General features: G+C 73.8%; 20 protein-coding genes. 13 read left to right on the top strand and 7 right to left on the bottom strand.

Annotated features, from left to right (window positions below; all coding sequences use genetic code 11):
• Positions 1-30 precede the first annotated feature (30 nt).
• On the top strand, positions 31-864 hold the full coding sequence (locus tag ACWGR4_RS02525) for a DUF4344 domain-containing metallopeptidase (RefSeq protein WP_452129548.1): 834 nt from the start codon (positions 31-33) through the stop codon (positions 862-864).
• A 216-nt stretch (positions 865-1,080) separates the two neighbouring features.
• Here the strand turns inward: ACWGR4_RS02525 and ACWGR4_RS02520 are convergent, their stop codons facing one another.
• Positions 1,081-1,638, bottom strand: a complete 558-nt coding sequence (locus tag ACWGR4_RS02520; protein ID WP_452129547.1) for a DUF4240 domain-containing protein — start codon at positions 1,636-1,638, stop codon at positions 1,081-1,083.
• Positions 1,639-1,837: 199 nt separating this feature from the next.
• Here ACWGR4_RS02520 and ACWGR4_RS02515 point away from each other — a divergent pair, with 199 nt between their 5' ends.
• From ACWGR4_RS02515 to ACWGR4_RS02490, 6 genes are read left to right on the top strand one after another with little or no spacing between them, the layout of a single operon-like run.
• On the top strand, positions 1,838-2,266 hold the full coding sequence (locus ACWGR4_RS02515; protein ID WP_078974592.1) for a TOBE domain-containing protein: 429 nt from the start codon (positions 1,838-1,840) through the stop codon (positions 2,264-2,266).
• 30 nt (positions 2,267-2,296) lie between these two features.
• Positions 2,297-3,124, top strand: coding sequence for a molybdate ABC transporter substrate-binding protein (gene modA / locus ACWGR4_RS02510; protein WP_452129546.1), 828 nt, complete (start codon positions 2,297-2,299; stop codon positions 3,122-3,124).
• On the top strand, positions 3,121-3,951 hold the full coding sequence (locus ACWGR4_RS02505) for an ABC transporter permease (protein ID WP_452129545.1): 831 nt from the start codon (positions 3,121-3,123) through the stop codon (positions 3,949-3,951). Before modA ends, ACWGR4_RS02505 begins: the two co-directional genes overlap by 4 nt.
• Positions 3,948-5,072 carry an ABC transporter ATP-binding protein gene (locus tag ACWGR4_RS02500; protein ID WP_452129544.1) on the top strand — a complete coding sequence of 375 codons (1,125 nt, stop codon included), beginning with the start codon at positions 3,948-3,950 and terminating at the stop codon, positions 5,070-5,072. Before ACWGR4_RS02505 ends, ACWGR4_RS02500 begins: the two co-directional genes overlap by 4 nt.
• 39 nt (positions 5,073-5,111) lie before the next feature.
• A complete protein-coding gene (locus tag ACWGR4_RS02495) occupies positions 5,112-5,543 on the top strand; it encodes a very short patch repair endonuclease (RefSeq protein WP_452129543.1) in 432 nt (143 codons plus the stop codon).
• Positions 5,544-5,552: 9 nt separating this feature from the next.
• Complete coding sequence (locus tag ACWGR4_RS02490; protein ID WP_452129542.1) at positions 5,553-6,656, top strand: DNA cytosine methyltransferase; 1,104 nt, start codon at positions 5,553-5,555, stop codon at positions 6,654-6,656.
• A 33-nt stretch (positions 6,657-6,689) separates the two neighbouring features.
• Here the strand turns inward: ACWGR4_RS02490 and ACWGR4_RS02485 are convergent, their stop codons facing one another.
• The gene (locus ACWGR4_RS02485; RefSeq protein WP_379996977.1) at positions 6,690-7,352 is read right to left on the bottom strand and encodes a hypothetical protein; all 663 of its coding nucleotides are present in this window, start codon (positions 7,350-7,352) and stop codon (positions 6,690-6,692) included.
• A gap of 132 nt (positions 7,353-7,484) precedes the next feature.
• A complete protein-coding gene (locus ACWGR4_RS02480) occupies positions 7,485-8,900 on the bottom strand; it encodes a tetratricopeptide repeat protein (protein WP_452129541.1) in 1,416 nt (471 codons plus the stop codon).
• Between the two features lie 253 nt (positions 8,901-9,153).
• On the opposite strand from ACWGR4_RS02480, the gene ACWGR4_RS02475 reads away from it, so the two are divergent.
• From ACWGR4_RS02475 to ACWGR4_RS02465, 3 genes are all read left to right on the top strand, one after another.
• The gene (locus ACWGR4_RS02475; RefSeq protein WP_452129540.1) at positions 9,154-11,679 is read left to right on the top strand and encodes an ABC transporter permease; all 2,526 of its coding nucleotides are present in this window, start codon (positions 9,154-9,156) and stop codon (positions 11,677-11,679) included.
• A gap of 85 nt (positions 11,680-11,764) precedes the next feature.
• Positions 11,765-12,973: a sensor histidine kinase gene (locus tag ACWGR4_RS02470; RefSeq protein WP_452129539.1), complete on the top strand. Its 1,209-nt coding sequence runs from the start codon at positions 11,765-11,767 to the stop codon at positions 12,971-12,973.
• On the top strand, positions 12,970-13,620 hold the full coding sequence (locus tag ACWGR4_RS02465; protein ID WP_452129538.1) for a response regulator: 651 nt from the start codon (positions 12,970-12,972) through the stop codon (positions 13,618-13,620). The genes ACWGR4_RS02470 and ACWGR4_RS02465 overlap by 4 nt, the downstream gene beginning before the upstream one ends.
• Positions 13,621-13,672: 52 nt before the next feature.
• On the opposite strand, the gene ACWGR4_RS02460 is transcribed toward ACWGR4_RS02465, so the two are convergent.
• The 3 genes from ACWGR4_RS02460 to ACWGR4_RS02450 form a co-directional block, all read right to left on the bottom strand.
• Positions 13,673-14,752, bottom strand: a complete 1,080-nt coding sequence (locus tag ACWGR4_RS02460; RefSeq protein WP_452129537.1) for an alpha/beta hydrolase family protein — start codon at positions 14,750-14,752, stop codon at positions 13,673-13,675.
• 66 nt (positions 14,753-14,818) lie between these two features.
• The gene (locus ACWGR4_RS02455; protein WP_379996965.1) at positions 14,819-15,238 is read right to left on the bottom strand and encodes a nuclear transport factor 2 family protein; all 420 of its coding nucleotides are present in this window, start codon (positions 15,236-15,238) and stop codon (positions 14,819-14,821) included.
• A 56-nt stretch (positions 15,239-15,294) separates the two neighbouring features.
• A complete protein-coding gene (locus ACWGR4_RS02450; RefSeq protein ID WP_452129536.1) occupies positions 15,295-16,215 on the bottom strand; it encodes a zinc-binding dehydrogenase in 921 nt (306 codons plus the stop codon).
• A gap of 163 nt (positions 16,216-16,378) precedes the next feature.
• Between ACWGR4_RS02450 and ACWGR4_RS02445 the strand changes: the two genes are divergently transcribed.
• Complete coding sequence (locus tag ACWGR4_RS02445) at positions 16,379-17,320, top strand: LysR family transcriptional regulator (RefSeq protein ID WP_452129535.1); 942 nt, start codon at positions 16,379-16,381, stop codon at positions 17,318-17,320.
• A 7-nt stretch (positions 17,321-17,327) separates the two neighbouring features.
• On the opposite strand, the gene ACWGR4_RS02440 is transcribed toward ACWGR4_RS02445, so the two are convergent.
• Positions 17,328-17,891, bottom strand: a complete 564-nt coding sequence (locus ACWGR4_RS02440) for a hypothetical protein (protein ID WP_379996959.1) — start codon at positions 17,889-17,891, stop codon at positions 17,328-17,330.
• Between the two features lie 221 nt (positions 17,892-18,112).
• Between ACWGR4_RS02440 and ACWGR4_RS02435 the strand changes: the two genes are divergently transcribed.
• Together ACWGR4_RS02435 and ACWGR4_RS02430 are read left to right on the top strand one after the other, a co-directional pair.
• Positions 18,113-23,068, top strand: a complete 4,956-nt coding sequence (locus tag ACWGR4_RS02435; protein ID WP_452129534.1) for a tetratricopeptide repeat protein — start codon at positions 18,113-18,115, stop codon at positions 23,066-23,068.
• A 79-nt stretch (positions 23,069-23,147) separates the two neighbouring features.
• Positions 23,148-23,570 carry a hypothetical protein gene (locus ACWGR4_RS02430; RefSeq protein WP_452129533.1) on the top strand — a complete coding sequence of 141 codons (423 nt, stop codon included), beginning with the start codon at positions 23,148-23,150 and terminating at the stop codon, positions 23,568-23,570.
• The last annotated feature ends 706 nt before the right edge of the window (positions 23,571-24,276 follow it).

Below are 24,276 nucleotides of genomic sequence, written 5' to 3'. Positions count from 1 at the left end.
CTCGGTGGGTGGCGCGTATACCTTCGGCGTATGCGGGCTTGGGGTGGGCGCGGGTGCGTGTGGGTGGGGCTCTTCGTGGTTGTCCTGGTCGGTGGGTGTGGTTTGGCCGGGGGCGATGCGGACGAGGTTCGGCCTACGGACACGAAGGGCTTGCCGGCTCCGGTGCCGGGGCGTGGTGGTGGCTTCGTGGTTCGTTATGAGGAGCCGGCTTTCGCAGATCGGGGGGATGCGGAGTTTCTGCGTGCTCGACGGCCCATGGAGGCGGCGGTCGAGGTGCTCGGGGCATTCGTCGACCCCGGGCGGGAGATCGTCGTCGTCGGGCGTTCCTGTGGTGGGGAGGGCTCCGCGTACGATCCCGAAACCCGTCGGATCGAGGTGTGTTACGACGACGTCGCGGACGAGCGTGGCCTGTTCGAGCGTGGTGGCCATCGGCCGGCCGATGACGAGGTCGTCGCCGTACTCATGGAGACCCTGTACCACGAGGCCGGCCACGCGCTCGTCGACGTCCTGCGGTTACCCCTCGACGAACGGGCCGAGGAGGATGCGGCGGATCGGTTCGTCGCGCTGATGTTGCTACGCCAAGGGGTGGGCGGGGAGCGGCAGTTGCGGGCGGCCGTGGAGGAGTATCGGCTTTCGGCGGCGGAGGCGGGCAGGGCCGAACGCGATGCGAAGGACGAACACGCACCGGATCTCGTGCGCGCCGCCGATCACCTCTGCCGGCTCTACGGCGCCGCCCCCGACCGGAATCCCGACCTGGCGAACACGAGCCTCCTCCCCCGGGAACGCGTCGCCGGCTGCGCGGCCGAGTGGACGAGTGCGCGTGACGCCTGGCTGAAGGACCTCGCGCCCATCTTCCGCCGATAGCGTCGGAGCCCGCCCCGTGGCCGGGTCCGTTGCCGCTCGCAACGCACGACGCATCGACATGGCACCGCCCCGTGGGAATCGTCGATCGAAGACATCCGCGTCGTGGCCCCGTCCACCTGGTTCGGTTCGGCCGTCGCCATCGCCGGCGGCGTTTACGCAACTACCTTGATAGTGAGGGCAGTTGATCGACGCCGTCGCCCGCCGCGCCGTCTCGGGTCAGGAGAAAAGGGCGTGGAGCCTGGGGAGGAGTCGGGCTCGGGTGATGTCCGTGAGGCCGTCGTCCGGTGGGTTCGGATCGGCCGGGAGGTCGATGTCCAGGGCGTCCAGGGCGTCTTCCAAGCCGTCCTCCTGTCCCGTTCGCGCCTCGTACGCCTCTGCGGCGACGTAGGCCAGTTCCTCCCACTGCGGCCATTCGGCGTCGGACCAGGATTCGAACGGCCGGCCGGCCAGACACCGCACCTCCGGCAGGTCGGCGAGCGCGTCCGGGTCCGCGACCACCCGCTCGTAGGCGTCGCGACCCAGGCCGATCACCCAGGGTTGGAAGTACCAGAAGCCGTCGTCGGAGCAGAATCCACCCATGATCCGCGCGGCGGCGGCCCATGACACGCGCGTGTCCAGCGGCCGACGCACCTCGTCCAGACCGATCCGGAAGCCCACGATCTCCGACAGCGGAAGGCCCGAGAGCCGATCGCACAACACGCGCAGGCGTTCGTTCGGGTCGGAGCCGGTCCGGCGGGCTTCCTCGATCAGGTTCCACACGTCGTCTCGATGCACGATCGCCACCCTGCCGGCCGGGTCCGACACAGCGGCCACGACGCCGCCGCGGATGGCCGGTCGGATCGAATCTGCGAGGCCTGTGGCGGAAACATCCTGGCATCTGCAAGGATGACGCTCCGCAGGCGACGGCCCGGCCGCCGCCTGCGTACATCGGCTTCGCTCCGACGGGAGAGGCGCGCGTGACTAGGATCCGGCCGTGAACACGTTCGGGATCGGTGACGCGGCGGCTCTGCTCGGTGTGAGCGCGGACACGGTGCGGCGATGGGTGGACTCCGGTCGACTCGACGCGCGGCGGGACGAGAACGGCCGGCGGGTGGTGGACGGTGCGGCGTTGGCCGCGTTCGCCCGCTCGACGGCTGCCGGCGACGCCCGCGCGGACAGCGAACGGCTCGGCTGGTCGTCGGCGCGCAACCGCTTCCGCGGCATCGTCACCGACGTCCGCAAGGACACGGTGATGGCCCAGGTCGAGATCCAGGCCGGGCCGTACCGGGTGGTCTCGTTGATGAGCGCCGAGGCCGCGGACGAACTCGGCCTGCGGGTCGGCGTACTCGCCACCGCGGTCGTGAAGTCGACGAATGTCATGGTGGAGCGGACCGAGGGCGCGCGCGAGCACTCCCTCGAATAGCTGGGAGTGGGCACAGTGGGCGCAATCGGGATGGTGCGAGCCAGACGGGCGATCGCGGCGACGCTGCTCGCGGGGGCGATGGTGACCCTCGCCGCGTGCGGCAGCGACGACGATGAGAAGAAGAGCGACAAGGCCGTCCCGCAGGCCCCCGGCAGCACGCCCGCCGCCGACGCCAAGCCGCTCAAGGGCACCGTCACCGTGTTCGCCGCCGCCTCACTGACCGAGACGTTCACCGCGCTGGGCAAGCAGTTCGAGGCCGCCCACCCCGGCGTCACCGTCAAGTTCAACTACGGAGGCAGCTCGGCGCTCGCCGCGAGCATCAACCAGGGCGCGCCGGCCGACGTGTTCGCCTCCGCCGACGAGAAGAACATGAAGCTCGTCACCGACGGCAAGAGCGCCGACGGCACACCCACCGCGTTCGCGAAGAACACTCTCCAGATCGCGGTGGCGCCGGGCAACCCGAAGAACATCAAGTCGCTCGCCGACCTCAAGCAGGACGGCCTCAAGGTCGCCCAGTGCGCCCCGCAGGTCCCGTGCGGCGCCGCCGCCAAGACCGCGCTCGACGCGGGCGGCGTCAAGCTCACGCCGTCGACGCTCGAACAGGACGTCAAGGCCGCGCTGACCAAGCTCACCCTCGGCGAGGTGGACGCCGCGCTCGTGTACCGCACCGACGTCAAGGCCGCGGGTGCCAAGGTGGTCGGCGTGGACTTCCCCGAATCCGCCCAGGCGGTCAACACGTACCCGATCGTCCCGCTCGCGAAGGCGCCCAACGCCGACGCGGCCAAGGCGTTCGTCGCCTTCGTGCTGGCCGAGCCCGGCCGCACCGCGCTGACCGCGGCGGGTTTCCAGGCCCCGTGATCGGCTCTCCCCGGGTCCGCCGCGGCTTGCGGGCCGAACGTCCGCGCCGCGGCGGCGCGCCCCTGGCCCTGCTCGTCCCCGGCCTGATCGGCCTGGTGTTCCTGGTGTTGCCGCTGCTCGGACTGCTGATCCGGGCACCGTGGAGCGACCTGGGGAGCCAACTCGGCAGCGGCGAGGTCCGCGAGGCGCTGAAGCTCTCGCTGTTCACCGCGACCATGGCCACCGGCATCGTGCTCGTGCTCGGTGTGCCGCTGGCCTGGCTGCTCGCCCGTACCGACTTTCCCGGGCGGCGCCTGGTCCGGGCGCTGGTCACCCTGCCGCTGGTGTTGCCGCCGGTGGTGGGCGGTGTGGCGCTGCTCCTGGTGCTGGGCCGCCGGGGCATCGTCGGCGAGTGGCTGGACGACACGTTCGGCTACACGCTGCCGTTCACCACCACCGGGGTGATCGTGGCCGAGGCGTTCGTGGCGATGCCGTTCCTGGTGATCAGCGTCGAGGGCGCGCTGCGGGCGGCGGATCCGCGGTACGAGGAGGCCGCGGCCACGCTGGGCGCGTCCCGCTGGACCGCGTTCCGCCGGGTCACCCTGCCGCTGATCGCCCCGGGCGTGGCGGCGGGCGCGGTACTCGCGTGGGCCCGCGCGCTCGGCGAGTTCGGCGCCACCATCACCTTCGCCGGCAACTTCCCGGGCAAGACCCAGACGATGCCGCTCGCCGTCTACCTCGCGCTCGAAACCGATCCGGAGGCGGCGATCGTGCTCTCCCTGGTGTTGTTGGCGGTGTCCGTGCTGATCCTGGCGGGGCTGCGCGAGCGTTGGATGACCACGTCGTGACCGGCCTCGACGAAGCACCCGACGCGACGCCCGACCCGGCACCCGACGCCGCACCCGACGCGACCTCCGGTCTCGACGCGCATCTCGTGGTCGCCCGCGACGCGTTCCGCCTGGACGTACACCTGACCGCCGCGCCCGGCGAGGTGGTCGCGCTGCTCGGCCCCAACGGCGCCGGCAAGACCACCGCGCTGCGCGCCCTGGCGGGCCTGACCCCCCTCGGCGGCGGGCACACCCGGCTCGCCGGCGTCGACCTGGAGGATCCGGGCCGACGCCGCTACACCCCGCCCGAGCGGCGACCGGTGGGCGTGGTGTTCCAGGACTACCTGCTCTTCCCGCACCTGTCCGCGCTGGACAACGTCGCCTTCGGCCTACGCTGCCAGGGCGTCGGCCGGCGCGAGGCGCGCGCCGCCGCGGCCGAGTGGCTGGAGCGGGTCGGCCTGGCCGAGCACGCCGGCGTCAAGCCGGGTCGGCTCTCCGGCGGCCAGGCGCAGCGGGTCGCCCTCGCCCGGGCACTGGCCACCCACCCGCGGCTGCTGCTCCTGGACGAGCCGCTGGCCGCCCTCGACGCGCGCACCAGGGTGGAGATACGCGCCACGCTGCGCCGGCACCTCGCCGACTTCGACGGCGTCGCGGTGGTGATCACCCACGATCCGCTCGACGCGATGGTGTTGGCCGACCGGCTCACCGTGATCGAGGCGGGCCGCGCGGTCCAGGACGGCACCCCGGCCGAGGTGGCCCGGCATCCGCGCACCGACTACGTGGCCCGCTTGGTCGGCCTGAACCTGTACCGCGGCGCCACCTCCACCGGCGGCGTCGAGCTGGCCGCCGGGCAGCGGCTGGTGGTCGCCGAACTCCCGGACGCGGCCGAGGTGTTCGTGGCCTTCCCGCCGTCGGCGGTGACGCTGTACCGCAGCCGCCCCGACGGCAGCCCGCGCAACCTGTGGCAGGTCGAGGTGGACGGCATGGAACTGCACGGCGACACGGTGCGCGTCGAGCTGACCGGCCCGGTGCCGCTGCTCGCCGACGTCACGCCACTGGCCGTCGCCGAACTCGAACTCGCGCCCGGGAAGCCGGTATGGGCGGCGGTGAAGGCCACCGAGGCGCGTGCGTACCCGGCCTGAACACCGTTGCCGCGCGCAATGACGGTGCGAGCGTGCACCATGGTCCCCGTGACGAGCCTGACCACCACCGATGCGACCCGTGCCCGAATGAGTCGCCAACGCAGCAAGGACACCGGCGTCGAGGTCGCGCTGCGCCGCGTCCTGCACGGCATGGGACTGCGCTACCGGGTGCACCGCCGCCCGCTCAAGGGCATCCGCCGCGAGGCCGACGTCGTCTTCGGCCCGGCCAAGGTCGCCGTCTACGTCGACGGCTGCTTCTGGCACGGCTGCCCGGTGCACGCGACCTGGCCCAAGCGCAACGCCGAGTTCTGGAAGACCAAGATCGAGGGAAACCGCACCCGCGACGCGGACACCGACCGGCGAATGGCAGAAGCCGGCTGGTTGGTCGTGCGGGTCTGGGAGCACGAGGACGCGGCCGTCGCGGCGGCCAGGGTTCGGGATGCGGTGATCGCCAGGCGCGCGGCCGGCTAACCTGTCCGCATGGCACGACCCATCACCATGATCGACCTGTTCGCGGGCTGCGGTGGAATGACGTCCGGGTTCGCCGCCGCGAAGGGGTTTCGGCCGGTCATGGCGGTCGAGTGGAACCTGCACGCGGCCGCGACCTACGCCGCCAACTTCGGCGAGGCGCACATGCGCTGGGGCGACATCGCGGAGATCCCGGACCGGGACATCCCGCGCGCCGACGTGATCATCGGCGGCCCGCCCTGCCAGGGTTTCTCCAACCTCGGCAGCCGCAACGTGGAGGATCCGCGCAACAAGCTCTGGAAGGAATACCTGCGCTTCGTGCGTCGGGCCAAGCCCAAGGTGTTCGTGATCGAGAACGTGGACCGCTTCCAGAAGTCCGCCGAGTTCGCGCTGTTGCTCGCCGAGGCGCAGCCCGGCGGACTCCTGGAGGGGTACGAACTGACCGATGCGCTGCTCCCGGCGGTGGACTACGGCGTTCCGCAGCGCCGCAAGCGGGCAATCGTGATCGGCTCGCGGATCGGCCGGATCGAGGCGCCCGAGCCGACCCACGGCCCCGGCCGCCGGCTGCCCTGGAGCACCGTCCGGGACGCGATCGCGGATCTGCCGCGCGTGCCCGGGACGACCAGCCTGCCCACGTCGAAGACCGAGTTCTTCGGCCGCCCGGTGCCCGGCGTGTTCAAGGAGGCCGACCTGCACCTGGGCCGCACGCCGACCGAGCGCTCGCTGCTGCGCTACGACTGCGTGCCACCCGGCGGCGGCCGGTTCGACCTCCCGGACCATCTGCTTCCCGACTGCTGGCGGAACAAGAAGACCGGCACGACGGATGTGATGGGCCGGATGCGCTGGGGCCACCCGTCGCTGACCATCCGGACCGAGTTCTACAAGCCCGAGAAAGGCCAGTATCTGCACCCGCAATGGAACCCGGACGACCCGGCCGACCGGGTCAACCGGCCGATCACGCACCGCGAGGCGGCCCGGCTCCAGTCCTTCCCGGAGACCTTCGTGTGGTGCGGGTCCAAGACCGAGATCGCGCGGCAGATCGGCAACGCGGTGCCGCCGGGGCTGGCGGAGGCGATCGCCCGGCAGTTGAAGCCGAGGTTGCGCGAGGCGGGGTGATCGGCGGTCGGGGTGGTCGGCGCCCGCGACCGGTCAGGTGGGCGTTTCCTCGTCCAGGGCGTACATCCGGGGCGGTAGCTGCTTCTCGGCCCGGTCCAGGTCGGTCCCGTCCAGGTCGAGCCATACCCGATCGCGGCGCTCGGCAGGGCGGTCGAGGCCGCTCGCGGCCCAGGTGAAGATGCCGCACACGGTGGCCCGCTCCCGGTCCGGCGCCTCGATCTGCGCGGCGAAGCAGACGGCGAGCGCGGTGCGGGTGGGGATCAGGTACTGCTCGTCGTCCGGGTCGGGCCGACCGGTGGTGGCCGCGCGTGGGGGTTCGAGGACCTTCATCCAGGTCAGCGTCGCGCCCGGGGCCTGACCCGCGAAGCAGTCGGTGACCGCTTCGCGCAGCGCGGCCGCCGGGTCGTCGCCGATCCAGTCGAGCCAGGCGTCCTGGTCGAGCAGCCTGCCGAAGTCGTCCCGCGGCGGGCCGTGGTGCGGGTTCTCCCGGTACTCCCCGGTGAGCACCCCGTCGGGGCCGACCAGCCACGCGCCGCGGATCGCCTCGCCGGGCACGTATCCGTTCGGGTCGTCGGCGTAGGTCGGGTCGATCTCGGCGACCGAGCCGCCTGGCGACTGCGCGGCGGCGGCGACGAGTCCGGGGTCGTCCGGGGGCTCGCGTCGTACCACGGAACCGGTCACCGGGGGCTCACCCATGCCTACCACTCTCCAGCGCTCGTCGACGGTGTCGGAGGGCTCGGCTCATCCGCGCGGCCCCGGACAGGTCGGCCATTCTCGCGCACGGCCGTGGGGCGGCCGGCCCCCGGGCGACCCGGTCCGGCGCGCCGCTCAGCGACCCCAGGCGACGGTGATCGCCTTCGTGTGCTCGACCGCCTGCTCCCGGGCCGTGGCCGCCTCGGCCGCCCGGCCCAGTTCGTCCGCCAGTCGGGCCCGGCCCAGCCAGTTGTACGGGCTGCTCGGTCGCAGGTTGACCCGCTCGCTCAGGAGGGTGCGGGCCAGGTCGTGCCGGTGCGCGCGCAGGGCCGCCTCGACCAGGGTCTGCTGGATCGCGTCGCGCTGCGCGTGGCTGCCGCCGAAGGTGTTCAGGCGGTGCCGGATCGGGACGAGGATGTCGACGGTGTCCGGATGGCGTCCCTGTTCGAAGGCGACCAGCGCGCGGCACACCGGCAGGCCGACCTCGGCGGTCATCGTGTGGTTGCTCACCCCGGGGTGCGGGTCGGCCAGCCACCGCTGCCGGTCGTGGACCACCGCCTCGGCGTCGGCGATCCGGCCGGCGCCGAGATAGGCCATCACCGCGTGCACGTCGTTGAAGGCGTAGTACGGACCGTCGGCGCGGGCCGCCCACGCGTCGGCCAGGCGGGCCCAGCGCTTCGGCTGTTCGCCGCCCGCGAGGTGGATGCGCCACAACAGGGCGGAGGCGTCCAGGAGTTCCATCGCGGCGCCGATCGAGCGCTCGTTGTGCAGCACGGCGTCGTAGATCGCCAGCGCCCGGTCGATCGCGCCGGCCTCGATCGCGTACAGGCCGTAGTGCCACCAGTTGTGCACGTTGAGGTAGTTGCCGCCGGACCAGTCGCCGACCCGGGCGTCCAGGAAGCGGATGCCCTCGGCGAAGCGGCCCTGCATCTCGTACGTGTGCACCACCGCGTGGATCGCCCACACATCGCGCGGGTGCGCGGCCACGGCGGCCAGTCCGGCCTGTTCGGAACGCTCGTAGTGGCCGGTCTCCTCCAGGCCGAACGCGGACATCCCGAGCAGGGGCCCGTAGTGCGGATCGTCCGGGTCCCACGCGCCCAGCGCGCCGCCGACACGGTCGCGCAGCCGGGTCGCGTCGCCGGTGAAGAAGTCGATCTGATGGCCGATCGCGAGCGCGAGCGTGTCCCGGGGATGCGCCACGACCAGCTCGCGCAGGATGTCTCCGGCCCGGTGGATGTCACCCGCCAACCACGCCTCGGCGGCCTCGAGGTGGGCCGACTCACGCGCATCCCCCCGCACCCCGCCGGCCGCGAACGCCGCAAAACGCTCCCGCGCGGCGGCGGCATCGGCCGGCTCGGTACCAAGCAGCCCGAGATAGGCGGCGAACGCATGCCCCATCGGCGCCTCGGGAGCCGCCGACAACACGCCCTCCACCTCGACGGAAACCTCAGGCCGAAAGAACAACAACGCATCAAGCCCACGCTCGAAGTGCCCGGCCGCCTCCACTCCCATCCCGGACAACCCGAGCCCCTGCCGATCCACCACGCCCACCGAGATTCCTTCCGCCACACCCGAGCCCGAGCCCCACCCCGATTAAACACGCCGCGTGTGCCCGAGCCGGAGCCCATCGGGCGATTTGTCGGGATCGATGCCTTCGTTGCTTCGGGTGGGTCGATCGGATCGGACTCGGGTGAACCGGCGAGACCAATGCCCACCGTCGGCCGTATCGGGTGGATCGTGGGCGCGGCGAGGCTGGGGGCGACCCGGTGTCGGCCGGGACCAGGTCGGCCTCGGGACGTTGCCCATGTTCAGGAATGCTCTTCGTACGCTTGCCGCGCAGCGCATGCGCTTGGCGCTCACCGTGCTGGCGATCGTCTTCGGTGTGGCCTTCGTGGCCGGTGTGCTCACGCTCAAGGACACCATCACGGAGGCCGCCGCCACCTCGGCCGCGGACGACTTCGCGGGGGTGGGCGTGGGGGTTCGCGCCGACTCGGAGCACGGCGCCGGCGATCCCGCGGCCCTCGGGCCCCGGCTGGTGGAGCGGCTGCGTGGGCTGCCCGGCGTGGCGGCCGTGCGCGGCTCCGTCACCGGACCCGCCGTGGTGGTCGACCGCGACGGGGACCTGGTCGGTCGGGTGGAGGAGTCCGCCGGTACCAACTACGCGCCCGGGCCGGAGGGTTCCGATCCGCTCTACCGGCTCGCCGAGGGCCGCGCGCCGAGCGCCGCCGGCGAGGTCGCCCTGGACGAGGCCGGGGCCCGGTCGGCCGGCTACCGGATCGGCGACCGGCTGCGCGTGGTCGCCGGCGGCGGCACCCTGGACGCCACCCTCGTCGGCACCGTGCACGCCGTCGACGCCCGGATCCGGCTCGGCGCCACCCTCACCCTGTTCGACACCCCCACCGCGCAGCGCCTGTTCGCCGCCCCCGACACCTACGACCTGATCACCGTCGCCGCCCGCCCCGGCACACCCGACACCGCGCTCCTGGACGCCGTCCGCCCCCTCGTCCCCGCCGGCGCCGAGGTGGTCACCGGTGCCGCGCTCACCGCCGAGCGCCGCGACCTGGCCTCGGCCGGGACCGCCGGACTGGCCACCGGGCTGCTGGTGTTCGCCGGCATCGCGCTGTTCGTCGGCACGTTCATCATCACCAACACCTTCACCATGCTGATCGGCCGCCGCACCCGCGAACTCGCGCTGCTGCGGGCGGTCGGCGCCACCCGGCGGCAGGTCACCGGCTCGGTGCGCCTGGAGGCGCTGATCACCGGCCTGGTCGGCGCGTTGCTCGGACTGCTGCTCGGGGTCGCGCTGGCCGCCGGTCTGCTCGCGCTGCTGCGCGACACCGACGCCGCACCGCCGCGCGGCCCGCTCGTGGTGCGGCCGGGCACGATCCTGTGGTCGCTCGTGGTGGGCATCGGTGTGACCGTCGCCGCCGCGTGGCTGCCCACCCGCAAGGTGGCCCGGATCGCTCCGATGGCGGCGCTGCGCGCGAATCCGCCGAGCCCGGCCGGGCTGTTCCGACGCAATCTGGCCGGCCTGCTCCTGATCGGCGTGGGTGTCGGCGGCGGTTATGCCACGGTCGAGGCCGCTCCCGGCGGCAACGGCGAGCCGGTTCTGGTCACGGTGTGCGGCGTGGTGGCCGTCACCGGCGTGCTGATGCTGATCCCGCTGCTTTCGGTCGGCGTCATCGGGGTGCTCGCGCGGCCGCTGACCCGGGTGTTCGGGGTGACCGGGACGCTGGCGAGCCGCAACGCGCTGCGTGATCCGCGCCGCACGGCCGCGACCGCCTCCGCGCTGATGGTCGGCCTGTTCCTGGTCACCGGCCTGACCGTGATCGGCGCGTCGCTCAAGGACAGCCTCGACCACGCGGCGGCGCGCGGGCTGACCGCCGACTACGCGGTGTCCACCACGCTGCGCGACCCGATGGCCGCCGCGACGGTGGACCGCATCGGCCGGTTGCCGCACGTCGAGGCGGCGAGCGTGTACCGCACCGTGACCGCGCGGATCGGCGACGCCGAGCAGGAGGTCGCCGCGCTGGACCCGATCGCGGGCCCGAAGGTGATGCGCCTCGACTTCGTCGCGGGCGGCCCCGAGGCGCTGGGCACGGACCTGCTCGTGGAGCGGGTCGAGGCCCGGTCGCGGGGGCTGGGCATCGGCGCGAGCGTGCCGGTGACGTACCCCGACGGCACGTCCGGCACCCTGCGCGTCGGCGGGATCTACCGGGCGAATCCGATCGTGCTCCCCTACCTGGTCTCCACCCGCACCCTCGACCCGCACCTCGAACGCCCGATCGGCCGCCAGGTGTTCGTCAAGAGCACACCGGGCGAGGCCCGGGCCCTGGAAGCGACCCTCAAGGACGCCTTCGGAGCCGATCCGGCCCTGCGCGTGCAGTCGAAGGACGAACTGCGCCGGGGTCTGGGCGCGGCCATCGACCTGCTCCTGAACATCGTCTACGGGCTGTTGGCGATGGCCGTGCTGATCGCGGTCATCGGCATCGTCAACACGCTGGCGATGTCGGTGCTCGAACGCACCCGGGAAATCGGCCTGTTGCGCGCGATCGGCCTGGACGCCCGCCGGGTGCGCGCGCTGATCCGCCTGGAGGCGGCGCTGATCTCGCTGTTCGGCGCGCTGCTCGGGGTCGGGCTCGGCACCACGGTGGGGGTGCTGGCGGTGCGCGGGATCGACCTGGGCAACGTCCCGCTCGGCGCGACGATCCCGTGGCTGCGGATCGCCCTGTTCGTGCTGGGTGCGCTGGGTGTCGGGTTGCTCGCGGCCGCCTGGCCCGCGCGGCGCGCGGCGCGCATGTCGGTGCTCGGTGCGCTCGGGTCCGAGTGAGGTGCCGGTCCGCCCCGGTCGGTGTGCGTCCCCGACTCCCGCCGACTGGCCGGACGCCTGGACGGCTGCCGGTACCTTGGCGAACGTGCACCCGCCACCACCCGCGACGATCGCCCGCGCCGTCGTGTTCGACGTCGTCCTGGCCGGCTCGGTCGCCGTGGTGGCCGGACTGCTCCGCGCGCTCGGCTCGTTCGACGGCGACGGGGTGCATCCGCCGCATCCGCTGCCGTGGTGGGGAGTGCTCGTCCAGGTCGCCGCCGGCGCCGCCCTCGTCCAGCGGCGGCGCCGACCGATCGCCTCCGCCGGCGTCGTCTTCGTACTCTCCCTCGGCGACCCCGTGCTGGCCGGGCCCTTCGCGATCTACGCGCTCGGCGCCTACGCCCCGACCCGGCGCGCCGCGTGGGCGCTCGCCGCCGGGCTCGCGGTGACCATGTGCGAGCCGTGGCGGGCGCAACCGGGGTCGGACGTGTTCGTGGAGCTGTTGGCCGTCGTCACGCCGCTACTGCTCGGGAAGTACCTCGCGTCGCGGCGCGGCCTGATCCTCGCGCTGGCCGAACGCGCCGAGCGGGTCGAGCGGGAACAGGCCGAACGGGACCGGCAGGCGCGGATCGAGGAACGCCGCCGGTTGGCGGGCGAGATGCACGACATGATCACCCACCGGGTCAGCCTGATGGTGCTTCAGGCGGGCGCGTTGCGCACCATCGCCGAACGGGACAACGTGCGTTCGGCCGCCGAGGAGTTGCGGCTGACGGGCTGTCAGGCGCTGTCCGAGCTGCGCGAGTTGGTGGCCATCCTGCGCGATCCCGACGATCCGACGCCGACCGGTACACCCGCGCGGGCCGCGGAGCCGGCCGGTCTGGACGTGTCCGACCTGGTCGCCGACTCGCGGGCGGCGGGCATCGAGGTCGACCTGACGGTGACCGGATCGGCGCCCGCCGACCACGCGCCGGCCGCGGTGCGCGGCGCGCGGCGGGTGGTCCAGGAGGCGCTGACCAACGTGCACAAGCACGCCCCCGGCGCACACGTGACCGTGGCCGTGCGGCACGAGCCCGAGGGCATCGCGGTGACCGTCGCCAACAGCGCCGGTACCCGGACCCCCGACGTCGACCTGGGCACGGGCGGCACCGGCCTGCTCGGGCTGCGCGAGCGGGTCGAACTGCTCGGCGGCCGGTTCCGGGCCGGGCCGGGCGACACCGGCGGGTTCACCGTCGAGGCGCTGATCCCGGTCGGCGAATCCGCCGACGCCCCGCCCCGTCCCATCGCCCACCCCGTGCCCGACGAAGGTGCCGCATGATCCGACTGCTGCTCGTGGACGACGAACGTATGGTGTGCGCGCACCTGCGCACCATCCTCGGCGGCGCCGAGGACATCGACATCGTCGGCGAGGCCTACGACGGCGCCGAGGCCCTGGAACACGTGGTCCGCCATCGGCCCGACCTGGTGCTGCTCGACCTGCACATGCCGGGCGTGGACGGGCTCACCGCGCTGCGCCGGATGGTCCGGCTCGACGCGCCGCCCAAGGTCGTCGTGCTGACCACGATCGACACCGACGACCACGTGCTGCGGGCGCTGCACACCGGCGCCGTGGGTTTCCTGCTCAAGGACACCCCGCCCGAGGATCTGGTCGCGCTGCTCCGGGTGGCCGTCGAGGGCAACACCGTGTTGTCCCCGGCGGCGGCCCGCAACCTGATCGGGGCGAGCGCGGCCCGCGAGACCGCCCGCCGCGAGGCCCGCCACACGATCCGCGACCTGACCGAGCAGGAGACCCGAATCCTCGCCTGCCTGGGAGAGGGCATGTCCAACGCCCAAATCGCCGCCCGGCTGTACCTCACGGAACCGACGGTCAAGGCCTACGTCTCCCGCACCCTGACCAAACTCTCCTGCACCAACCGCACCCAGGCCGGCCTGATCGCCCACAACGCGGGCCTGACCCCCGACTGAACCCCAGCCGCAGCCGCACCTGGACGGTTTGGCCGCCGACGGCGCCCATTCACTAGCCGAGGCGGTCGGTCAGCCAGTCGCCTGTGTCGGGCAGCCAGGCGGCCCGGGTGTTGCAGAGCAGGTGGTCGCCGTGGGGGATCAGCAGGATCTCCGCTTCGGGGGCGTCGTGGGTCACGTGGGCGGCCGGCACTACGCCGGGGGTGATGTCCTCGCCGCCCTCGACCACCCGAAGGGGTGCGTCGATGCGGTCGGCGATGCCGGTGAGGTCGATGTGACGGGTGAACTCCTTTGCGGCGGCCCGGCTTCCGGTGCGTACCGTGAGCGTTTCCCGGACGAACAGCGGGAGTTGCGGCCAGTCCAGGCGGTACGGGCCGCTGACCGCGACGACGGCCGCCACGCGGGGTTCGTGGGCGGCGGTCAGGAGTGCGTAGAAGCCGCCCAGGCTCAGGCCGATCAGTCCGACCCCGCCGCGCGTGTCCAGGTCCGCCCGCGCGTCGAGGGCGTCGATCACCCGGCTCACCACACGGTGGTAGTCGGCCCGCGGCGCGGTGTCGACCAGCACCCCCTGGCCCGGGCCGTCGAAGGAGAAGACGGCCAGGCCGCGGCGCAGCAACGCCTCGTCCACGGCGTGGAATTCCTCCTTGCCGGAGTTCAACCCCGGCGCCACCACCACGACCCGGGGCGGCAGTGCCGCGTCGACCGGTCGGCGCAGCCATCCCGCGAACCCCTTCCCCTCGATCCGCACCGCGCCCGGATCCAGGTATGCGAACGCCCGCCGCATCGCCGCATCGGCCGCGCGCGCCGCCACGATCGTGCCCGCGTGGTCGGCGGCCGGCGGGAACGTCGCACAGTGCAGCCACCGGGCGGCGGTCCGGAACGCCTCCCCCGCCGACACCTCGTAGCCGCTCGCCGCGCACCGCTCGCCCACCCTCAGGTACGCCTCGCCGACCCGGCGGAACGCGGCCGGCCACTCGGCGAGCGTGTCCGGATCGGTCGCCGTGACCCGGTCGTACTCGTACGGGTCCAGCCCGCAGGCGATCGCCCGCGAACGGTTGCCGGCGACGAACTGCGGAAGAAATTCCGGGATTTCGAAGACGGTGGAGACATCGGGGAGTGCGTTCGTGGATGCCATGGTCGTCGTGATCGCCTTTCGGGCGCTGTGTGCGGATGTGGCGGGGTGGCGGCGATTCGGTGGACGTCAGGCCGCGACGACGTGGTTCGGGAACAACACGCGACCCGTGTGGCCGGTGTCCGCGTACTCCCGTACCGACACGATCCGGCCGTCCGCCACCTCGAAGATCCCGAGGCACCGGTTGTGGTATTCGACGCCGCCGACCGTGACCGCATCCGACGTCCATTCGGCGAACACCACGTCGCCGTCCGCGTGGATCGACACCAGGCGGATCCGTACGGTCTCCGGCCGCAGCAGCGCGCCGACGTCGCCGAGGAAGTCCTCGATGATCGTGTCGCGGCCGACCCAGGTGCGGGAGATGGGTAGTTCGCCGGGGTAGGTCCAGGTGGCGTCTTCGGCGAAGCTCGCCCGGATCGTGGGCAGATCGCCCTCGGCGACGGCCTCGACGTAGCGGGTGACGACGGCCTTGGGGGCGGTGGTGGTCATGACGTACTCCTGGGGGTGTGGATGGGTCAGGCGGGTGCGAGGGCAGGCGGGCGGGGTCACGACACCGTCAGTACCGCCTTGCCCCGCACGCGCCGCTCGCGCAGGTCGGTGAGCACCGCGGCGGTCTCGGACCAGTCGGCGACCAGGCCGAGTTCGGGGTTCAGTCGGCCCTCGGCGACCAGTCGCACCAGCGTGCCGAGGTCGGCGGCGAACGGCGTGTCGGAGTCCATGTAGTGGAAGTGGCGCAGGGTGGCCGACTCGGGCCCGGCGAAGAAGTCGAAGAAGTCGAGGGTGACCGGGGTCCGACTGGCCTGGCCGAACCAGATCAGCAGTCCCCGCCGGCGCAACTTGGCCAGCGCTCGGGGCAGTTCGGTGCCACCGGTGGATTCGAGCACCACGTCGTACGGTCCGACCGCTTCGCCGACGTCGTGTACGACCGCCGCCGCGCCCAGTTCGACCAGGCGGCGGCCTCGTTCCGGGGACCGGGTGACCGCGGTGACCTCGGCCCCGGCCGCGGCGGCCAGTTCGGTGACGTAGTGCCCGACGCCGCCGGACGCTCCGGTGAGCAGCAGTCGGCGGCCCGCGACCGGCCCCGCCGTACGCAGCAGCCGCACCGCGGTCAACCCGGCCAGTGGCAGCGCGGCGGCGACGGTCGCGGCGATCGATTCGGGGAGCGGCGCGAGCGCGGAGGTCGGCACGGCGACGTACTCGGCCCAGCCGCCTCCCATCGGGTGCCCCACGACGCGGGTGCACACCGCCGGCCCCGAGCCGTCCGCCGCGGCCTGGACCACCAGCCCCGCCACGTCCTTGCCCGGCCGGTGTCCCGCGCGCGGCTGCTCCAGCAGGAAGGTCTCGCCCCGGTTCACCGCGAACGCCTCCACCTTGACCAACGCCTCGTCGGGACGCGGCCGGGGCTGCGGGACCTCCTCGGCGACGACCCAGGACCCGATCCCGCCGCTCGGCGTCAACGCCTTCATCTCGATGTCCTCTTCTCGCCGTGTGCCGGGCCGCGGACTCCCCCGGTCGGGTGCGCCGACCCGGCCTCCCCGTCGGGATCAACACAACGCCGCCGCACGCCGGTCGGTCCAACAACCGACCGGCCCACCCGACAACCAACGGTTGTCACCTATGGTGAGCGGCATGGATCTGGACCTCGCCCAGGTGCGCGCATTTGTCGCGGTGGCCGACCTGCGGCACTTCGGCCGCGCCGCCGAGCAGCTGACGATCACCCAGCAGGCGCTGTCCAAGCGGCTGGCCCGCCTGGAGGCCGAGTTGGGCTCCGCGCTGGTCGACCGCGCCGGCGGCCGGGGCGTCACCCTCACCGAGGCCGGCGCCCGTTTCCTGGACCCGGCCCGCCGGGCGCTGGCGGCGGGCGAACTCGCGGTCGGCGCGGTCCGGGACGCCCGGCCGGCGCTGCGTCTGGACGTGTGGGGGCACCTGTACGCGCCGATGCGCACCGTCGCGCGGGTGCTCGACGCCGCCCCCGGCCTGAACCTGGAACCGAGCGCCGGGCGCGACCTGCCGTCGGTGGCCTCCGCGATCCTGCGCGGCGACGTGGACGCCGGCTTCGGCCGGGTACACCCGCTGCCCGGACGCGCCCCGCTCGGGCTGACCCATCGCCTGGTCCGCCTCGAACCGGTGGACGCCGTCGTCGGCCCCGACCACCCCCTGGCCGACGCCGCCGAACTGCGCCCGAGTCAGCTGCGCGACAGCGTCCTGTGGTGCCCGGCAGCGGTGGACCGGCTGGACTTCCTGGCCCGATTCGCCGCCGCGTTCGGGATCGTCGAGTGGGCGGCCGGACCCAACCTGGGCCTGACGCCCTTCCTGGAGCACCTGCGCGACGACCCCACGTGCTTCGCCCTGCTGCCCGCCGACGGCCCGCTGCCCGAGGGCCTCGCCGTGCGGTCCATCCCGCTGGTCGCGCCCACCCCGCTGTACGCGTGGTCCCTGCTGTGGCACCCGGACCGCCCACACCCACGGCTGGACGCCCTGCTCCGCGAGTTCGGCCGGGTGGGCACCGCCCACCGCTGGCTCGACCACGACCCGTCCCGGGACTGGCTCCCGGGGCCCGACCACGCGTGAACCCGCATCAGGACACCAGGTCGCGCCAGAACGGGACCGTCGGCTCCGCGTACTCGATGCCGCCGTCCAAAAACTCCGCGGTGAGGTAGTTGGTCAGGTTCGCGCCGTACACCACGATGTCGGTCTGCATCATCGACAACACCGGATGCCCCCACTGGCCCTCGGTCCCGGGCAGGTAGCGGTGGCCGTACACCGGCACCATCCGCGGTACCCGCGCCAGGTGATACCGCGCCGACTTGAGCGCGTGTTTGAGCTGCGCCGGCCGGGCGCCCCACGCGTCCGGCCAGAACGCGTTGTGCTCGACGTCGAACAGCACACCCTCGGCGGGCAGGGCCAGGCGGGCCTTCAGGTCGCGCGCGCCGCCGTAGCGCCAATTCGGCCACCCCTTGCCGGTCGGCAGCGCGGCCGACAACATCGACCTGTGGTCGGCGGCGAAGCGGAACCCGAGGTCCTGCTCCACGGTCTCGAACTCGGCCCCGGTCAGGCCGGGCAGGAGGTCGGCGCCGGTCCGCTCCAAAAGCAGGCGGAAGTCCCGCTCGGTCGGTCGATCCGGGGGCGGTGTGCTGGTCATGGCCACCGAGCGTAGTCGGCGCCGGTCGCCGCGCCGGGACCGCCGGGGCGGCACGCGGCCGGATTTTATCGGAACCGGCCCGGCAAGCACCTGAAAGTCGGCTGACCGGTGTTCTAGCATGAGCGCTCGATGCTGGGATGAAGTGCTGATTGAACGGTGCTGGTTGAACGGTCGGGGGACCCGTTGATCGACGAAGTTCGGCATGCCCCGCGGGCCGCCCGATGACGGTTCCGCTTCTCGCCGCCGTCGCGGCCCTCCTCGCCTTGGTGGCCGCGCTGATGTGGTTCGGATTCCGGCGCAGGCCCGCCTCCGTGGCGGCCCGCGCCGACACGCTGTTGGCCCAGGCCGAAGGGGCGCATCGGGCGGGACGGCTCGCCGCGGCCGATCGCGGCTATCGACGCGTCGCGGACGCGCTCGGCAAACCGGGCGCGCCGACCGACCTCGCCGCGACGCGGGGCCGGGCGCTGGTCGGCCTCGGCGAGGTGGCGAGCCGCCAGGGGCACTCGGCCGACGCGCTCGCCGCCTTCCGGGCCGCGTTCGCGCTGACCACGCTGCCGCCCGGCGCGCTGGAGCTGACCGCGGCCGACGCGACCCGGCGGGCCGATCCCGGGCCGCTGGAGGTCGCGTTGTGCGTCGACCTGGTCACCCGCACCGACACCGACCCCGACCATCCCGCCTACGACTTCCTGGAGGCCAGGTGTGTGGTCGCCCCCGGGGCGTCCGAGGCCGAGCTGATCGCGGTGGAGGCGCTGGCGGCGCGGATCGAGGCGGGCGCGCCGCGGCTGGAGTGGGCGGTCTACGGCCGCGCGTGCGCGCTGCGCGACCTGGGCCGTAGTGCCGAGGCGATCGCCGCGTTCGAGCGGGCCGACCGGCTGGTGCCGCGCGCGGCCACCGGGTACGAGCTGGGCCGGCTGCACCGCGACGCGGGCCGCCCGGACGAGGCGCTGGCCGCGTTCGAGCGTTCGCTCACCATCGAGCCGGAGCGGCCCGAGGTGCTGTACGCGATGGCGCTGACCCACCTGCGCCGCACGCCCGCCGACAAGGCGCAGCGCGTCGCCGCCCTGGAGGCCGCCGTCGGCCTGCTCACCCGCACATGCACGCTCGCCCCCACCCACGCCCAGGCCTGGCTGGGCCTGGGCCGGGCGCAGCACGCGCTCGGCCACGACGACGCGGCGTTCGAGCCGCTGCGCCGGGCCTGCGAGTTGATGCCCGAACACGTCGACGTGCAGATGGAGTTCGTCGACCTGGCGCTGGCTCGGGGGCAACGGGCCGCCGCGATCCCGGTGTTGCGCCGCGTGGTGGCCGGCCGGCCGCGGCATGTCGCGGCCAACCTGATCCTGGGCACGCTCCACGACGAGGACGGCGACTTCGTCGCGGCGGCGCCCTGTTTCGAGCGGGTGGTCGCGGTCGAACCGGGCCATGCGCGGGCCCGCTTCGGCCTGGGCCGGGCGTTGTTCGAGCAGGGCGAGGCGCAGCGGGCGATCCCGCACCTGGCCGCGGTGCCCGAGCGGGACGCGGCGCAGCACCACCTGTTGGCGCGGGCGTACAGCGCGGCGGGCGAACCCGCGGCGGCCGACGCGGCGTTCTCGGCCGCGATCGAGGCGGGCGACGACAGCGCGATCGCCCACCACCGGCAGGCCTGTGTGCGGTTGCGACGCGAGTTGCGGCAGGACGCGATCGCCTCGTTCTGGCGGGTGTTGGACCGGGCGGACGACGATTCGCCGTTGGCCGCCGAGGCGTTGCTCTTCCGCGGCATCGCATATCGCGAGGAGGGCGACCTCGGCGCGGCGCGGGCCGACGCGGACGCCGCGGTGGCCGCCGCGCCGCGCGACGCGCGGGCCCACTACGCGCGTGGGCAGTTGGCCGTTGTGGAGGACGAATGGGCCACCGCGAGGGGCGCGTTCGAGACCGCCGTGCGGCTCGATCCGGACTATGCGCCGGCCCGGTTCGGGCTGGGGCTGGTCCGGGAGCACGCGGGCGAGCACGAGGATGCGGCGGAGGCGTACGAGCAGGGGTTGGCGCGCCGGGCGGACTGGACACCGGCCGTGGTGCGGCTGGGGGCGGCCCGGATCGCGGCGGGGCGGCTCGCGGACGGCATCGAGGTGCTGGGGCGGGTGCGCGGCGAGCCGACCGGGTCGGCCCGCTTCCATCTGGCCCTGGGCTACGCCCGGCAGGGTCGGGTGGAGCGCGCGGACGAGTTGTGGGCGGCGCCGGGCGGGGTCAACGACGCGATACGCGCGCACAATGTGGCCACCGCGCGCGATCTGCTGGCCCGGGCGGCGCTGGCCGCCGGGGACCACGCGCTCGCCCGGGAGCACTGGCAGGCCTGTCGGGACGCGTTTCCCGAGCACGACGGCTACCGGACCGCGCTGGCCGAGACGTTGTTCCGCGAGGGCGCCGAGTTGTTGCGGTTCGGCCGCGACGGGGGCGCGCACCTGGCCGGCGCCCGGGACCGGCTCGGCGCGGCGGGCGCGCTGGTGCCGGGTGATCGCCGGGTCCGGCTGCACCTGGCGGTCGCGGCGTTGTACGCGGGCGAACCGGCGCTGGCGGTGCGGTTGTCGGCCGCGCTGGATCCGCTGGCCGATCCGCGCGTGGGCCATCTGGCACCGCTGGCCCGGCTGGCGCTCGGCGCGGGCACGGTGTCGCTGGGCGCGCTGGTCGAGGCGGAGCCGGCGGCGTGGGCGGTGCGCGGGATGCACGCCGCGCGGGGTCGGCGGTGGGCGGACGCGGCGGAGGCGTATCGGCAGGCGCTGGTGGTGCCGGGGCCGGTCGAGCCGGAGCCGCACGCCGCGGTCTGCGAGGCGGCCGAGTGCACGGCGTCGGCGCGGGCGGGGTGTGGGCAGTGCGGGCGGGCGTATTGCGCCGAACACGGCGTCCTGGTCGCCGCGTTGCCGGCCCGCTGCGGGACGTGCGTGGATGCGGTCCTGGCCGCGTTGGCGTCCTGTGCGCACCTGGCGGGCACGGGGGCGGCGGCGGAGGCCGAGGCGAACCGGTGGGCGGGCGACGGGGGGCGGGCCGCCGCGCATCACCTGCTGGCGCTGTTGCGGGCGCAGCGGGGCGACCACGACGCGGCGCTCGCCGGTCTGGAGCGGCTGTTGGCCGGGCCGATGGCGAGTGACGAGGGCCGGCTGATCGCGGCCCGGGTGTATCTGCGTCGGGCCGCGGCGCACAGCGAGGACCTGGTCGCCGCGTCGGCGGACGTGGAGCGGGCCGCGCGGCTGGTACCGGAGTTGCCGGAGGTGCGCCGGGCCCGACCGCTGCTGCGCTCGTGGCAGGCGCTCGCCCACGCGCTGGCCGGCAGGCACGGGGCGTCGATCGAGATCCGCCTCGAGTCGGAGCGGATCGACCCGACGGATGTACGCAACCTGCAGTGCCTGGCACTGTCCGCGCTGCGCGCCGGGCAGGCGGGCGACGCGGGGCACACCACCGGGCTGTGGCGGCTGGTCTGCGGGACGTGGGCCGCGGTGTTGTACAGCCCGAGGTTTTGGCTCGACCTGGAGGCGCGGACCGGGCGGGAGATCTCCGCCGAGCAGATCCACGCCGCGCGGCAGGAGCAGATCGAGCGGGTGTACCGGGAGTTGCGCGAGCGCGCCGCGCACAGCGAGGGCTCGGTGGCCGCGCTGTATCGCCGGCTGGACCTGCACTGGGCGTGGGAGGTGGCCGCGACCGAGCGGGTGGCGGCGCTGGATCCGGCGCCGGCGCCGATCGTGTGCGGGCCGCTGTTCCTGGCGCGGGTGGCCGATCCGGAGCAGGGCTCGGACGCGGGTCGGGCGTTGGCCGAGGCGGTGCGCGCTACCGCCGATCCGCATACCGGCGACCTGCTCGGGCCGCTGGGGATGTACCACCACCTGATCGACGTGGGCCGCTTCGACGAGGCGGTGGCGGGGCTGACCGGCCTCGCGGGGCTGGCCGGGCCGGACGCGACGCCGGGGGTGGCCGCGCTGTTGGCCCGGGCGCATCTGGCCCGGGCGCGGGATCTGGGCGGGCGCGGGGAGTGGGCACGGGCGCTGGGGTGCCTGGAGCAGGCCGCGCCGATCCCGGCGGAGGCGGTGGAGCTGGCGGCGGAGGTGGGAATTCGCGCGGCCGAGACGGTACTTGCCGCCGATCCGGCCGAAGAGGAGGAGGCCGCGCGGCTGTTGGAGCGTGCGTGGGCGCTGGCTCCCGACGGGCCGGGCCTGCGCGGGGAGTTGGCCGGGGCGTACGCGCGACTGGCCCGGCGGGCGCACGAGGGCAGGCGGCATCGGGACGCGATCGCGCTGGTGCGGCAGGCGCTGGAGCTGACCCCGGCGGACCCGGCGACCCGGGCGCTGGCTGGCGCGGCGTTGCGCGGGCTGGTGATGGAGCTGCTGGCGGCCGACACCGACGCGGCGGCGGCCGAGGCGGTCGGGGCGATGCGCGAGGCGTTCGCGCTCGACCCGGGCGAGGCGAGCCGGATCGGGTTGACCAACGCACTGTTCCTGAGCGCGGAGCGGCTGGCGCTGCGCGGGGGCGCCCGCGAGCAGGCGGTGGCGGCGATGGCCGAGGCGATCGCGCTGGCCGACCCCGACGGCGAGAGCGACTCCGTGGCCGCCGAGGCCCGCCGGCGGGTGGCCGCGCTGTTGGTGGAGACGGCGGGGGCGAGCGAGCGGGACGAGGACTTCGACCGGGCGATCACGCTCCTGGAGGAGGCCCGGCACTACGGCGACGACCCGCCCACCCGCCGGGCGTTGGCGTTCAACCACTACTACGCGCGGCACTACGAGGTCGCGGAGCGGTTGTTGCGGCAGGAGATCGACGCCGGCCTGGAGATCGACACGCTGCGCGAGGCGTGGGTGGTGGTGGCCGTCGACTGGGGCTACGACCTGCTGGCCAAGGGCCGTGCGTACGACGCGATCGAGGTGCTGTCGGCGGCGCTGCGCGAGCACGAGGAGCCGAGGCTGCGGGACGCGCTGGTGGCGGTGTACCTGGGCGAGGAGCGCTACCAGGATGCGATCCGCACACTGGAGGCGATCGAGCTGACCCCGGAGAACACCCGCCTCCTGGCCCTCGCGCTGCACAACGAGGGGGTACGGCAGGCGAACATGGGTCACAACCACACCGCGCTGGTACACCTGGAGCGGGCCCACGAGTACCACCCGACGGACGGCACCCGGGAAATCCTGGACGAGGTCCGCTCCCGAATCCACGGCTACTACTGACCCACGCCGCACTTTCCGGCGCACCCCATCGCCCCCCACCGCGCCCGATCGCACCCCGACCTCTTCGGAGCCCCGAACCATGCCCGCAGTCGAGCCCTCCCCATACGACGTCCTCGGCATCACCCCGGCCGCCACGCCACCCGAGGTACACGCCGCCTACGAGCGCGCGTTGGCGTCGGCCACGGGCGCCCCCGCCCGCGAGGCCTGCACCACGGCCTACCTACACCTGCGCAACACCGGCCGCCGCCTGGGCGCCGACATCCTGGAGTACGCCGCCCCCGACCCGTCCACCACCGCGCGCGAGGCCTTCGCGGGCGTCGCCGAACAACGTTTCCTCCCCCAGGACGCCCCGGCCCCACCGATCACGACCCTGGTCGTCCTGCGCCGCTCCACCACCGCCGAGGACCACCGCGAACCCCCACCCACCGACACCACCTTCGCCACCCCGGCCCGCTTCACCGCCACGGCGGAGGTATTGCCCCCGGTGGACATCCCCCGCTGAAGCGGGGCGGGCATCCGTCGCCGTCGCCGCTGGTGCGTGCGGGGGGCGTGGGCGGTCCGGTCGGGTCGGGTCGGGTCCACCGGATGCGGTTTCGAGTGGGCCGGGCGCTTTCGGCGCACGTTGCGCGTCCGATTGCGGGTGGCCGGTGCGGGGGTGGTCAGGGTCGGTGGTGGGCCGCCGCCGGCGTGCGGGGCTCCGAGACGTGGGGCTCCCGACGAGACGGGCGCCTTGCTTGGTGAAACCGGCCGGCAGCGGCGGTGAGGGAGGGCGCTCGGGTCGAGTCTGCCGGCGAGCCCAGGGCATATCGAGGTGCGATGGGTGTGTGTTGGGGGCGGGAGTTCACGAAACCGGACGGCGTGGGGTGCCGCAGTCTCGGCGCGCGAGAAAACCGCAGGTCAGCGGGAAGGGAAGCCGTTTCGAGTGCCTCGGGATCCGGTTTCGGCTCCCACTGGCCACTTTCGGTCGGCTCGACGGCCTCAGCCAGGTCGCAGCGCCCGAAGCCGACCTCGACCGGGCAGTTTCGGTCTCCGCACCGGCGTCGAAGAGGCCGAAGCACACGAAACCGGCACCCGACGCCCGACTTTCCACCCCGCCCCCACAAAACCGCAGGTCACCGAAACCCGAAACCCACAACCATCGACCGCGATCCGGATTCGAGCCCAACTCCCCTCCAAACAAACCCGAAACACCCCGACCCCCTCGAGAA

The sequence above is a fragment of the Embleya sp. NPDC055664 genome (assembly GCF_053618075.1).
This window is presented reverse-complemented; position numbering and strand designations above follow the sequence as displayed.

What these genes read in the sequence shown, in the direction of transcription:
- ACWGR4_RS02495 (WP_452129543.1), top strand. Translation starts at nt 5,112, where the DNA reads ATGGTCCCCGTGACGAGCCTGACCACCACCGATGCGACCCGTGCCCGA.
- ACWGR4_RS02525 (WP_452129548.1), top strand. Translation starts at nt 31, where the DNA reads ATGCGGGCTTGGGGTGGGCGCGGGTGCGTGTGGGTGGGGCTCTTCGTG.
- ACWGR4_RS02435 (WP_452129534.1), top strand. Translation starts at nt 18,113, where the DNA reads ATGACGGTTCCGCTTCTCGCCGCCGTCGCGGCCCTCCTCGCCTTGGTG.
- ACWGR4_RS02485 (WP_379996977.1), bottom strand. Translation starts at nt 7,352, where the DNA reads ATGGGTGAGCCCCCGGTGACCGGTTCCGTGGTACGACGCGAGCCCCCG.
- ACWGR4_RS02465 (WP_452129538.1), top strand. Translation starts at nt 12,970, where the DNA reads ATGATCCGACTGCTGCTCGTGGACGACGAACGTATGGTGTGCGCGCAC.
- ACWGR4_RS02455 (WP_379996965.1), bottom strand. Translation starts at nt 15,238, where the DNA reads ATGACCACCACCGCCCCCAAGGCCGTCGTCACCCGCTACGTCGAGGCC.
- ACWGR4_RS02460 (WP_452129537.1), bottom strand. Translation starts at nt 14,752, where the DNA reads ATGGCATCCACGAACGCACTCCCCGATGTCTCCACCGTCTTCGAAATC.
- ACWGR4_RS02445 (WP_452129535.1), top strand. Translation starts at nt 16,379, where the DNA reads ATGGATCTGGACCTCGCCCAGGTGCGCGCATTTGTCGCGGTGGCCGAC.
- ACWGR4_RS02475 (WP_452129540.1), top strand. Translation starts at nt 9,154, where the DNA reads ATGTTCAGGAATGCTCTTCGTACGCTTGCCGCGCAGCGCATGCGCTTG.
- ACWGR4_RS02430 (WP_452129533.1), top strand. Translation starts at nt 23,148, where the DNA reads ATGCCCGCAGTCGAGCCCTCCCCATACGACGTCCTCGGCATCACCCCG.
- ACWGR4_RS02440 (WP_379996959.1), bottom strand. Translation starts at nt 17,891, where the DNA reads ATGACCAGCACACCGCCCCCGGATCGACCGACCGAGCGGGACTTCCGC.
- ACWGR4_RS02490 (WP_452129542.1), top strand. Translation starts at nt 5,553, where the DNA reads ATGGCACGACCCATCACCATGATCGACCTGTTCGCGGGCTGCGGTGGA.
- ACWGR4_RS02450 (WP_452129536.1), bottom strand. Translation starts at nt 16,215, where the DNA reads ATGAAGGCGTTGACGCCGAGCGGCGGGATCGGGTCCTGGGTCGTCGCC.
- modA (WP_452129546.1), top strand. Translation starts at nt 2,297, where the DNA reads ATGGTGCGAGCCAGACGGGCGATCGCGGCGACGCTGCTCGCGGGGGCG.